The 13049-nt window shown below is 35.0% G+C and carries 8 protein-coding genes; 5 read left to right on the forward strand and 3 right to left on the reverse strand.

All coding sequences use genetic code 11. The features are described from left to right. Positions 1–267 precede the first annotated feature (267 nt). Complete coding sequence (locus tag V6255_RS03720) at positions 268–2139, reverse strand: methyl-accepting chemotaxis protein (protein WP_341626932.1); 1872 nt, start codon at positions 2137–2139, stop codon at positions 268–270. A gap of 1016 nt (positions 2140–3155) precedes the next feature. Between V6255_RS03720 and V6255_RS03725 the strand changes: the two genes are divergently transcribed. Continuing rightward, positions 3156–4883, forward strand: a complete 1728-nt coding sequence (locus V6255_RS03725; protein WP_341626933.1) for a polysaccharide lyase family 7 protein — start codon at positions 3156–3158, stop codon at positions 4881–4883. 32 nt (positions 4884–4915) lie between these two features. Further along, the gene (locus V6255_RS03730; RefSeq protein ID WP_341626934.1) at positions 4916–5059 is read left to right on the forward strand and encodes a hypothetical protein; all 144 of its coding nucleotides are present in this window, start codon (positions 4916–4918) and stop codon (positions 5057–5059) included. Between the two features lie 72 nt (positions 5060–5131). On the opposite strand, the gene V6255_RS03735 is transcribed toward V6255_RS03730, so the two are convergent. Beyond that, the gene (locus V6255_RS03735; RefSeq protein WP_341626935.1) at positions 5132–6838 is read right to left on the reverse strand and encodes a GGDEF domain-containing protein; all 1707 of its coding nucleotides are present in this window, start codon (positions 6836–6838) and stop codon (positions 5132–5134) included. 606 nt (positions 6839–7444) lie between these two features. Here V6255_RS03735 and V6255_RS03740 point away from each other — a divergent pair. From V6255_RS03740 to speB, 3 genes are all read left to right on the forward strand, one after another. Beyond that, positions 7445–8722, forward strand: a complete 1278-nt coding sequence (locus V6255_RS03740; protein WP_341626936.1) for a hemolysin family protein — start codon at positions 7445–7447, stop codon at positions 8720–8722. A gap of 408 nt (positions 8723–9130) precedes the next feature. Then, positions 9131–11023: a biosynthetic arginine decarboxylase gene (gene speA, locus V6255_RS03745; RefSeq protein ID WP_425355902.1), complete on the forward strand. Its 1893-nt coding sequence runs from the start codon at positions 9131–9133 to the stop codon at positions 11021–11023. Further along, positions 11024–12004 carry an agmatinase gene (speB, locus tag V6255_RS03750; protein WP_341626938.1) on the forward strand — a complete coding sequence of 327 codons (981 nt, stop codon included), beginning with the start codon at positions 11024–11026 and terminating at the stop codon, positions 12002–12004. Between the two features lie 315 nt (positions 12005–12319). Here the strand turns inward: speB and V6255_RS03755 are convergent, their stop codons facing one another. Beyond that, positions 12320–12718 (reverse strand): CBS domain-containing protein, encoded by a 399-nt coding sequence (locus V6255_RS03755; protein ID WP_025565629.1) that lies wholly within the window; start codon positions 12716–12718, stop codon positions 12320–12322. Positions 12719–13049 lie beyond the last annotated feature (331 nt).

The following is a 13049-nucleotide window of genomic DNA, read 5'->3' on the forward strand; positions in this document are numbered from 1 at the left end:
AAAGTTTTTTATGTTTTAATAACTTACATTTTTTAGTCAGTTACATTAAGGTTGAAGAGTAGGTTTTTAAATAAAATGTTTAAGCATAAGACACTAAAGAAATAAGCTTCTCTGTAAAAATTTTAGTGTCTTGTTGAAGTGGTTAAGGTAATTGTTAAGGTAATTGTTGAAGTGCTTTTTGGGGGAAGCATTGAAACAGTTCAATACCAATGCCCCCCTGAATTAAGATTTTAATCTGTTAGGGGCATCGGCATCTTATTTGTGGGCTTAGCTTAGCTTAAAGCGATTTACCATGTCTGCTAGGCGTGTATTAGCAGCGGATAAACTCTCTGTACTTGCTGAGGTTAATTGTCCGTTTTGTGTCAACTCATGCACCATATCCTGAATCGATGCCATGTTGTAACTGATTTGCTCTGCCACTTGGCTTTGTTCTGACGATGCGGTTGCAATATGAGAACTTAACTCGTTGATCTCGATAATCGAACCTGCCATTGAGTCTAATCCTGTGCCTACACTGATAGTATTATCCGTTGTGTTTTGACAACTTTCTTTGGTTGTATTCATGGCATTAACGGCTAATGCAGCATCATCTGTTAGCTTGGTTAATAGCTCATTAATTTCAGCGGTGCTTTCTTGTGTTCTTGCTGCAAGTGAACGAACTTCATCGGCTACGACGGCAAAGCCTCGACCTTGTTCGCCAGCTCGTGCTGCTTCAATCGCTGCATTCAACGCTAACAAGTTTGTTTGATCTGCAATTGCACCAATCACACTTAACACTGTAACAATTTCCTGTGTATTTTCATGCATGGTATTAATACGTTGAGAAGCCACTTCCACTTCATTCACTAAAGCTTGTACGCTTTCAGAAGATGAAGCGACCAATTGTTTTGAGATCAACGCTTCATCGCTGGCTTGTTGTGTACTCAGCGAGGTTTGCTTAGCATTTTCTGCAACCGTATTTGCAGAAGCGCTCATTTCGGTAATCGCTGCGACAGCTTGCTGTGTTTCGCCTGCATGAACGTTAAGTGCTTGATCGTTAGAAGCTGATACTTTATGAAGTTGCTCAATGCCATGTGAAATTTCAGCTGATGAAGTTAAAATTTCAGACATCATTGTTTGTAGCTGACTAATAAAGGTATTTACTCCCTGTGCAATATCGGCAAGATCGTCATTACCTTCAACATTTAATCGCTGAGTCAAATCTGCATCACCTTTGGCTAAATCAGCAATACGGTGTTTTAAAGATATAATTGGCGAATAAATTTTTGCGAGAGTGAGTATTAATAAAATAATAGTTAATATGATTAAGCTACTAGCCGTCACAATAGAAGACATTAGTTGTTCCTCTAAAAATGCGTAAGCAATCGATTTATCAATATCAATAACCACATGCCACTGTTTACCACCAAGTAATTCAATGTTGGAGTAAACAACTTGTTGCTCATTGCCGTCTTTTTGATAATTAAATTCACCTGAACCATTGTTTAATACTTGTTGCTCAAGTTTTTTATTGGCAATACGCGCACCAAATTTTTCATTACCAGAGGTGCTAATTAACCCTCCTTGTCCATCATAAAGGGAGATCACCGCTCCTTCAAAATGAACTTTTTTGATAAAAGGGTCAACCGCTTCTAGAAAAATATCACCGCCGATAACACCATTGTTTTCAACGTCTAAAAAACTAAACATATATTTGTCAGAAATACCTTTATCGAAATAAATATCGGTAATCATTAAACGGTTAGCCGCTTTAGCGTCTTGATACCATTCTTCTTGAGTTGCATCATAATCAGCAAATTGACCACCATTACCCATGGTTATCCCTGCTTTATCTGCAAAATTCACAGCATCTAAAGGGGTTGATGCAACTAGCAGTTTTGCTATTTCTATTTTCTTTGATGAATCGTCACTGTTCAATAGCACTTTGGCACTGTTAACCACTTTTTTATTGCTATCAAGCCAGGTGTTTATATTGTTTTTGATGGAGTCTAAAGCGTCGGTCGCTTGGTCATGGACAGAATTTTCGCTTTCTTCGCGGGTATTTGAGTATGAAACCCAGTTTGATACTAATAATGATAATGCAACGAACAACGTTGCAGAAAGCATTATGCGTTGTTTAAAACCGATAGAATGAATCACATATATTCCTTTAAGTGAATGTGTTGCTTTGTAAATTAATGTTCTTTGAATTGAGTGTAGAACAAAAAACTAACATGTAAAATTGAAACAATAGAGTCTAAAATTATAACTATAAAGATATTATAAATTACCCTTAATGAGTATTTATTTTTAAACTTCTTATTGTGTATAAGAAAATTTTTTTAATGCCTCTTATATACCAATATCTTATTTTATTTTTGTTAGAGCACTCGTATAGTAGTGGTTTATTGATTAATTTTATTTTGAATTATCAATGTTATTGAATAGAACATGTCTTTTTTTAGATGAGATATCATGTCTATTGAATTGAGTATAGCTATGTTTCGAGAAGGTAATTAATAACTCATTACTTCATACCCTATGACATTGATAAAACCATTAATAAGTCTCACCACACTGTATTCAGTCCTTTATCAAACTCTTTACTCAATTCTTTATTTTATATATTACCTGATTCACTTGTTGCACATTTTATCCTCGTCAACTGTTCGAATAACGCTCACTTTATGTTGGTTATTATGTCGTTTCAATACTAAAAGTTGTTTATTTTTCACAAAAATTTATGGGTTTTATTCTTACGTATTTTGGTGAATATAGGTTTAAATAATTTTTTTGTTTATTTATTGTCATTTTATTTTTAACCTCTCACTGCACTATTGTTGGCCTTATAAGTATTATTTTAGGAGGTTAATTAGTGGGTGTTTGTTAGTGATTATATTCAGTTAAATTGTTTTTATTGAACTTTATCAACACTTTGATCTCTACTTTAACGTTCAATTTAATATTGAACAAAGAAGTTAAAGTGTGACTTGTCATTTCTAAAAGTATGATTAATGTGATGCTCTTTACTTTTGAGCGGACTAATTGTTGCTAAATATCTTAGTTTATTCAATTCTTAGCGCCGCGTTTTAAACCGTGTAATAACAAGTTTTATTTAAATAATGGGAGGACGGTGTAATACCAGCTCTTACTGGAAAATAATCAAAGGAATATTTATGAAATTGAATACGAAACTTAGATATACAACAACACTTGTTGCAGCTGCATTATCTGTGGCTGCTATCCCAGCTGTGAATGCGGCATCAGTCAGTATTGTTAATGCTGGGTTTGAAGATAGCTTTAAAAGTGGTTGGGTAGATACTGATCCTTCTGCTATTTCTAGCGATGAACGTAGTGGTTCTAAAGCTGCTAAGATCACAGGTGATGGTGGTAAATTTGAGCAGGATGTTACTGTTAAAGCAAATACCGATTATGTCTTAACGGCTTACATTGCTGGTTATGGTAAAATCGGAGCATCGGTTGATGGCACTCGTTATACAAGAACAGGCGGTGGCAATGATTATGAGCAAGTTTCTGTGTCTTTTAACTCTGGCTCTTCTACTTCAATTACTATTTTCGGTAATTACTACAACGAGGAAGGGCGTTTTGATGATTTCGCACTTGAAAGTAAAGGTACTACTGAAACTGAAACCGAAACAGTAGCAGGTGATACATGTACAGGAAACAGTGCTTTAGTTATCTCTTCTACATCTGATGATGGCACTAACGACGGTCATGGCCCTGAAAATACCATTGATAAAGATACCGCTGATGATTCTCGCTGGTCTTCAAAAGGTGATGGAAAAACAATTACTTATGATTTAGGAGCAAAGGCTTCAGTCAAGGAACTTGCTGTAAAATGGTATAAAGGTAGTGAACGAAGTTCATATTTCGATATTCATACATCGACTAATAATAGCAACTGGACTTCAGTATTATCTGGTGGGATTTCTTCTGGTGGAGATTCAAGCTATGAGACGATTGATGTTACAGATACTGAAGCGCGTTATGTTCGAGTGACAGGTAATGGTAATTCTGAAGGCTCTACTTGGAATAGTATTGTTGAAACAAAAATTTTAGGCTGTACCGATGGATCAACTGCTGACACTGACACCGATGATACAAGTGGTTCTGATTCTTCTGATAATGTGACCGTAGCGCCTGGTGATGCTGAATATCCTTCTGATTTAATGAGTAACTATAATCAATGGAAAATTACTTACCCTGATGGTGTAGAAGACAAAACACTTTTAAAAGCTAGCAATGAATATTTCTATGTTAACGACGAAGGCAATGGCATTGTATTTAGAGCACCAGTGAGATCAAATAACGGGACTACACCAAACTCTGACTATATCCGTTCTGAACTTCGTGAACGTACTACAGATGGTAAATCAGATATTTACTGGACGACTAGCGGTACTCATGTTGCTTACTCTAAACAAGCGATTACGCATTTACCACTTGTAAAAGACCATTTAGTCGCGACTCAAATCCATGGTAACAAAGATGATGGTATTGATGATTCTATGGTATTAAGGCTAGAAGGTGAGCACTTATTCTTAAGCTTTAATGGCGGTAAGTTAAGATCTAATCTAACAATTAAAGAGGATTATAAGTTAGGTACCATTCATGAAGTTATTTTTGAAGTGGTTAATGATAAACATTACGTTTATTACAGTGAAGACGGTGGTTTAAACGCGGCTTATACTGCAGGTAATGCTAGTAAATACTTAGTGAAAGATGGTTCTAGTGATTATGTGATGGACCTTAATTATGATAAATCATACTTTAAAATTGGTAACTACACTCAAACGAACGCAGATGAAGAAAGTAGTTCTACTGACGATGAAGATAACTATGGTGAAGTTGTTGTTTACGATTTCTGGGTTAACCACGAATAAAGTTAACTTCATCTCTATTTAGGTTAGTCGACGTGATTGTACGGCTGGTTAAATTAGAAAATAGTTATTTTAAAGCAGACCAATGGTCTGCTTTTTTATGGCTGAAAGGTTATTCATTTTATTTCTTTGAAGATAAAGTGGATATTTATAAGCTCCCAATGTTGGCTGAATTTTAACATAACTTGTTTATGTTCTATTGCTGCCTTGTTGTGCTTTGGGCTTTTTCATTTTAAGTTAAATGACAGATTTTAATCTGAAGTAACTGTATTTTTACCATTCTTTTTAGAAACATATAAAAAGGTATCCACTCTTTTAAATATTGAGTCCTTACTATCCTGGCTAGTGACTTCTGTTAACCCTATGCTCAATGTTAATGTAGGTTTGTTATTTGTATTAAGGCTTAAGTCGATATTTTTTCTGATATGTTCAATGGCTTGTTTACTATTTTCCAAGTTTGTACTTGGGAAGATAATAATAAATTCTTCTCCACCTATTCTAAATAACATATCGCCATCTCTTATGTTCGACTTTAATGCGTTGGCTATATTCTTTAAAACGGTATCCCCAAAACTATGTCCGTAATTGTCATTTATCTTTTTAAAATCATCAGCATCAAAAATAGCGAGAGAAAAAGTAGTACCGTACCTTTTATACTGAGATATCAATTTTTCTATACTTTCATCGTAAGCTTTTCGATTCTTAATGCCTGTTAAAAAGTCGGTGTAGGATAGACTTTTATTGATGTTAATTTGTTTGTGTAAATTGTTTAACGTTTTATTATAACTACCAATTAAATCACTAATATCTTTGATTGAAGAAGTCTCATTTTCTATCATTTTATTATCTTTAATCATATTTGTGATGGCGCTGATTTTTGATGTTATCTCTCTTTTTTTATAATATTCAAACAAAGTTAAAACAAGCAAGATCAGGATACTTATAAATAAAAAGGTATTTAGGTTTGCTCTTAAATCACTGTCTAATGGTGCTAAAGGAAAGGATGTTTTAATAAATAATAAGGTATCGCTTTTTTCACCAAATAAAGAGCCAGTAGAAGAGTAGAAGTTTAGCGTGTTTTTCTTCTTATCTGTAAAGCTGATTAATTTTTCATTTAATGGAATAAGTTTTACTAGTGTTTTATTTAAGCTTATTTTTCTAGTGTCTGAGGTTGCTAATTTTTCTATTTCTTTATTTTTTAATGCTAGGTTTATATCAGAAAGAAACCTTTGTGTAAGGGCTTTAGTATATTCATTATGCTCAGCCTTAGACTTAAAATCTTTAGATTTTATATTAATATCTTGGATAAAAAACTCAGTCGCCAAGTATAAGTTTGTTTGGCTAGTTTCAGTGAGTAAATAATGTAACTGTTTGTTTATCTCTTTACTGTAATCCAAAGAGAAGCCTATCTGTAGAATATACTTGCCATCATCTGAGACCTTAATTAAATACCTTTTTAACCTTGAATCAAGGTCCAGTTTAGGTGAAGAAATATCTAGTTTAATGGTTTTATTGAATATTTTATCAAAGAGCTCTTTGACACTTTTAAATTGCCCTAAGTTAAGACCTATTTCTTTTTCGTAGGATGCTTTTTCAATAATATAGTCTTGGTTTATCATGAAAATGTCATACTTTCCAAAATTCACATTTCTATTTAACTCATCTTCCATTTTTTTTAAATTTAAATGTTCTTTTTGATTGTTATATAGTGTTGATAATTGCTCTAGTTTGTCGATGTTTTGACCTTCAGCTTGGATAAATTGATATTCGAGCTTATCGAATATAGATCTGAATTTTTCTCTCATCTCTAATGATTTAGTGTAATTTGAATTTTTGAAGTTTACTGACGTTATTTTATTGGAGGCGGTATATTGATAGTATAAACCAGAGAAAACAATGATAAAAAGGCTGGCAAAAAAGAAGGCATTAAATGCCTTTAAGCTTATTTTTTTATTCAAAAAATCATATATCCGCATAAATTATCAAAATAGAACTAGTTATCATTATTATTGCTTCATCTTTATAAAAGTTAATAATTTGATACTACATGAATACTTAACAAAATAAAGTCTTCATGTTCGTTCTGTATCCCATCCTAGATGCTTTATAAATAAGCCTTTATGTCATTTTTAGGTGATTTTTTTGTCTATCTGCTTGTCTGTCTATCTGCCAATATTAAAAAATTAACCTACTTTATTTTTATGGGTTTTATTTAAACTTGTTATTAATTGTGCCATTTACTTTGCAAGTCTCATGCTTAATTTTAGTGTTTTAATCGATGTAGTTAACACTGGATTAATTATTCGATATCGTGGCGTTACTTCTAATTAAGGTCATATTAGTCCTTTATAAAATGAACTTTTTATATTTATTTTTCTATTTTCATATTTATATTCAGTAGGTTAAGTTTATTTTGTTGACGGGTTTTATTATTTAAAAAAATAACGATTGTCGAAGCTGAAACTCGATCTATAATGCGCCTGATTTTACTACTGTAAAAGTGTAGATAGGCTAATTGAAAGTTATCAATCAGGATAACGACATTGTGATGAAAGGGTTTAAAAATGAGTGATGTGTTGAGCATTGTTTTATTAATATTAGCAGGTGCTATATTTGCTATGTCTGAAATTTCAATTGCTGCGGCTAGGAAAATAAAGCTGCGAGTAATGGCTGATGAAGGTAGTAATAAAGCGTTGGAAGTGATTGAACTGCAACAGCAACCGGGTAATTTTTTTGCAATGATGCAGATTGCATTAAATGGTATTTCTATTCTTGGCGGTATTATCGGTGAGCAAGCGTTAACTCCTTATATTCGTAATATGATCAGTGTCTTTTATCAAGGCCCATTATTAGGCGAAGTGAGCTTTGTGCTTTCTTTTGTTTGTTTAACCTCTTTGTTTATTTTGTTTGCTGATTTATTACCTAAACGCTTAGCTATTATTATGCCAGAGGCGGTTGCTATACGTATCGTGTCACTGATGCGCTGGATAACCTTTTTGTTAATGCCTGCTGTATTTTTGTTTAATGGTTTAACCAATATAATGTTACGTTTATTCCATATTCCTACTGAGCGCACTGAGTTGGTGACCACCGAAGATATTATCGCCATGATGGATGCTGGTGCGGAAGATGGCAGTCTGCAAAAGCAAGAATATCAACTAATTGGTAACGTATTCGATTTAGAAGTCAGTACCATTGGCAGTGTGATGACACCACGAGATCAGATTATCTTTTTTGATTTAGATGACAGTAGTGACGAGATCAGTAAAAAGATTATCGAGCAACCTCATAATGATTTTTTAGTGTGTGATGGTGGCTTGGATAAAATACGCGGCAGCATTGAATCGAAAGAGATTTTGCGTTTAGTACTGAAAGGCGAGTTAGCACAAATACACCCAACAAAAGTCGACAAAGACCTTTTTTATCTTCCAGAAACATTAACGTTATCTGAAGCGTTAAATGCTTTTAAAGTGGCTGCGCAACCTTTTGCTGTGATCGTCAATGAATACGCCACGGTAGTAGGGCTTGTAACCGTTAAAGATTTGTTGAGTAGCTTTATGGGGGAGTTAATTACCCATCAAGACGAAGAACAAATAGTGCAAAGGGATGATTCGTCTTGGTTGATTGAAGGTTTAACGCCAATTAATGATGTGATGCGTTGTTTATCGATTGAGGAGTTCCCTAACCGTAATCAATATGAAACCATCGCGGGCTTTATGATTTACACTTTAAAGCGTTTACCTAAGCGTACTGATAATTTTATTCATCAAGGTTATAAGTTTGAAGTCTTGGACCTTGAAGGGGTACGTGTAGAGCAAATTTTAGTGACTAAATTAAAATAGTTACGCCCAAGTAGCTTAACCCAAAGAGCTAATTGTTATTCAATTAACTAAACAGCTTAACTCAAAGAACTAATTGCTATTCAATTAATCCAGCCACTTTATGGTCGTGGTTGGATTAATTGATGAGTTATTAATACCAAAATTTTTAATAGCTCTTGTAAATACTTCTGCCTTGTTATCTTTTCGTTTCTTTTTTGACCTTTATTTCTCCCTTCTAATCGATAAAAGTGTATAGGTAGCTTGTCTGTACAATTTTTTTGATTAATAACGCGAAAATTATTATCTAGACGTAATCCCTTTATTGCCTAATAATCCGCCCGAAATTTATGCCAGACTGTACTTTCAGTTTTCTGGAACACTATTACTCCTACATTACAGAGAGATCTAAATTTGCAACATTCAACTGATATGGACCGCATTCGCGCGGAATACAATGTTCGTTACTGGAGCCAAGGTTTTTATGGTATTAACGACCAAGGTGAAGTGTACGTATCGCCGCGCAGTGGGTGTGATCATCAGGTGGCATTAAGTGACATTGCAGCGCAATTAGCAGAACGTAATTTAAGCATGCCTGCTTTAGTGCGCTTCCCTCAAATATTACACCAGCGTGTGCATAATATTTGTGATGCTTTCAATCAAGCGATTCAAGAAGTGGATTACGATAACCGCTATTTATTGGTTTACCCAATTAAAGTGAATCAACAAAAAGAAGTGGTTGATGAAATTTTAGAAAGCCAAGCTGGATTAGAGCATAAGCAATTAGGTCTTGAAGCGGGCAGTAAACCAGAACTATTAGCTGTATTAGCATTAGCGCAAAAAGCGAGTTCAGTGATTGTATGTAATGGTTACAAAGACAGAGAATATATTCGTTTAGCGTTAATTGGTGAGAAGTTAGGGCACAACGTTTTAATTGTTTTAGAAAAGTTATCTGAACTTGATTTAGTGTTAGAAGAAGCACGCTCATTAGGTGTTAAACCTCGTATGGGTTTACGTATTCGCTTAGCATCACAGGGGGCTGGTAAATGGCAGTCAAGTGGTGGTGAGAAATCTAAATTTGGTTTAGCAGCATCTCAAGTATTAACGGTTGTTGAGCGTTTAAAAGCAGAAAACCAATTAGATACATTACAACTTGTACATTTTCACTTAGGTTCACAAATGGCCAACATTCGTGACGTCCGTAATGGGGTTAGTGAAGCAGCACGTTTTTACTGTGAATTACGAGCGATGGGTGTGCCATTAGATTATTTAGATGTGGGCGGTGGTTTGGCTGTCGATTATGACGGCACACGTAGCCAATCTCATAACTCAATGAACTATAGCTTAGCGGAATACGCTCGTAATATTGTGATTACGATCAGTGACATTTGTAATTTATATGAACAACCTAAACCGGTGATTATTTCTGAGTCTGGTCGTTCATTAACAGCGCATCATGCGGTATTGATCACCAATGTTATTGGCGCAGAAACCTATAAGCCAGAACAGTTTGATGCACCTGCTGAGCAAGGTTCTTTATTGCTACAAAATATGTGGAACAACTGGGAGTTATTGTCTGGTGGAAGTGATGACCGTGCATTAATTGAGATTTATAACGATACGCAAAGTGACATAGTAGAAGTACACAATCAATTTGCGACGGGTGTGTTAAATCTTCAAGAACGTGCTTGGGGTGAGCAAGTTGCTTTACGTATTTATTATGAATTGAGCTTACAAATGAGCACTAAAAATCGTTTCCATCGTCCGATTTTAGATGACTTAAATGAGCGTTTAGCGGATAAGTTTTTTGTTAACTTCTCACTATTTCAATCATTACCTGATGCGTGGGGCATTGATCAAGTATTCCCAATTTTACCGTTGTCTGATTTACACAGAGCAGGTGAGCGTCGTGCCGTACTGTTAGATATTACTTGTGACTCTGATGGTGTTATCGACCAATACGTTGATGGACAAGGTATTGAAACAACATTACCTGTGCCTGCATGGTCTGCTGATAAACCTTACTTAATGGGGTTCTTCTTAGTCGGTGCTTATCAAGAAATTTTAGGTGATATGCACAACTTATTTGGTGATACGCACAGTGTGGTGGTGAATGTACAAGAAGATGGTAGCTGGAAGATCGATTCATTAAACGAAGGCGATACCGTTGAAGATGTAATGAAGTATGTGCATATTGATGTGGAAGCGATTCGTGATAACTACCGTGCTTTAGCGTCATCACGCGTGTCTGTTGAAGAACAGCAAGCTATTTTAGATGAATTAGAGCAAGGTTTAGCGGGTTACACTTACTTAGAGGGCTTTTAAATGTCAGCTTCATCTAATGATCACCCTAACGGTGCGTTTAGTGATTTATTCACTAAAGAGGATTTCTCTTTATATTCTAATGCGATGACGTTTATGCGTCGTCCTTTAGTAAAGAATCCGTTAGCGAAAGAACCTTTGGCTGAAAATGCAGATGTGGTTGTACTTGGTGTGCCATTTGATATGGCAACATCAGGTCGGTCTGGTGCTCGAATGGGGCCTGATGCAGTACGTCGTGCCTCGGTTAATTTGTCATGGGAAAGTAAAAAATTCCCATGGGAGTTTAAACTGTTCGAACATACTAATGTGATTGATGCTGGCGACTTAGTATTTGATTGTGGCGATGCTGAAGACATGACACAGCGTCTTGAAGCCGCGGCGGATCAAATATTAAGCAGTGGTAAAATGTTGCTCAGTTTAGGAGGGGATCATTTTGTCACGCTACCTTTATTACGTGCTTATGCAAAGCACCATGGTGAAATGGCATTAATTCATTTTGATGCTCACACTGATACTTATAATAACGGCAGTCGTTATGACCATGGCACTATGTTTTACCATGCCCCTAATGAAGGATTAATTGATCCTAAATCATCGGTTCAAATTGGTATTCGTACTGAATATAAAAAGCAAGGTCATGGCTTTAATGTGATTAATGCAATGGAAGCGAACGATTTATCGGTTGAGCAAATAGTGTCGCAGGTAAAAGCGATTGTGGGTGATAAACCTGTTTATTTAACCTTTGATATTGATTGCTTAGATCCTGCTTTTGCACCGGGTACGGGTACGCCTGTATGCGGTGGTATTAGCTCGGATAAAGCATTAAAAATCATTCGTGCACTGCAAGGCATTAACTTGGTGGGAATGGATGTAGTTGAAGTATCACCTGCTTACGACCAAAGTGAGATCACTGCGCTTGCTGCCGCAACCATTGCGTTAGAGTTGTTGTATGTTTGGACAGCGAACAAGTTATCTGCTGTTTAATTATCTACCGATTATCCGTGGTTTATAGCAGTGTTTCTATATAAGACTTCTGTCTAGAAATACTATAGAGGCGATATAGGAGTGATATTGAAATGCTTCTATATAAAACATTGCTTGCTGAGTTTTGTACCTTAAATGGTAACTGGTATATATTTATGCCCGAGCTTCTAAATTAGAAGTTCGGGTCAATAACGTGTTAATCAGTATTTTCTTTATTAACTAAGACATTAACTAATACAGCTGTCTCATTAAATATGTTTATAAAGCTCTTTTATAAGCAATTTATTTATAAGAAACCTATTTATAAGTAACCCATTAAAAATTATTATCTAACAGGGCTTTTAACACTCTACGACGAGATATTACACCCACCACTTTATTGTTTTCATTGATAACAGGGTAGGTTTTAGGTTGAGGGCCAACCATCTTTTCTGCCAGTGAGAAAATCGTTTGATCTGCCTTAACACTCAACACTTCTTTACGCATGATATCTTGAACTAAACCGATACGTTGGTTGTGATAAGCAAATTGAGTCGTGACATGTAAGCATTCCTGTTCAGAAATCCAACCAAGTAGCGTGTTATCTGAGGCAATGACGGGTCCGCCTAAGGCTTCTTTTTTGATGAGCTCTATTGATGCGGTGATGACAGGCATGTCTTCATATATCTTCGCAAAATTAACATCCATATAATTTTTTACGATCATCTCTTTCATTTACAAAACTCCTTTTTATATTATTGTATGAAGAATAGTGCTTATTAATAAACTATGCAACATAACAGTTTTTGGAACGTGTTTAAGTATCTCGGTATTGGTTTTATATCTATTAACTGTCATTTTTACTCTTGAATGCAGGCTTTAGAATTCAAGATTAAAATTAACTTTTGATACAATTAGAGTACGCTAATTGTATCGCTTGATTACTTGCTCTTTATGTTTTCTGGCTGATATTTTTATTTTTTTCTTGTTAAAAAATCATTCACTGATCTATTCTTTTTACCTTAAGTCGATATAAAGAATACTTTTCTCTAATTTATATCAGCAA

It is taken from the genome of Psychromonas arctica, assembly GCF_038155225.1.
In the GTDB taxonomy this organism is placed as follows: Bacteria; Pseudomonadota; Gammaproteobacteria; order Enterobacterales; family Psychromonadaceae; genus Psychromonas; species Psychromonas arctica_B.

Bases quoted from the DNA above. Each gene is read 5' to 3' on its own strand.
- V6255_RS03725 (WP_341626933.1), top strand. From the start codon at position 3,156: ATGAAATTGAATACGAAACTTAGATATACAACAACACTTGTTGCAGCT.
- V6255_RS03740 (WP_341626936.1), top strand. From the start codon at position 7,445: ATGAGTGATGTGTTGAGCATTGTTTTATTAATATTAGCAGGTGCTATA.
- speA (WP_425355902.1), top strand. From the start codon at position 9,131: ATGGACCGCATTCGCGCGGAATACAATGTTCGTTACTGGAGCCAAGGT.
- speB (WP_341626938.1), top strand. From the start codon at position 11,024: ATGTCAGCTTCATCTAATGATCACCCTAACGGTGCGTTTAGTGATTTA.
- V6255_RS03755 (WP_025565629.1), bottom strand. From the start codon at position 12,718: ATGAAAGAGATGATCGTAAAAAATTATATGGATGTTAATTTTGCGAAG.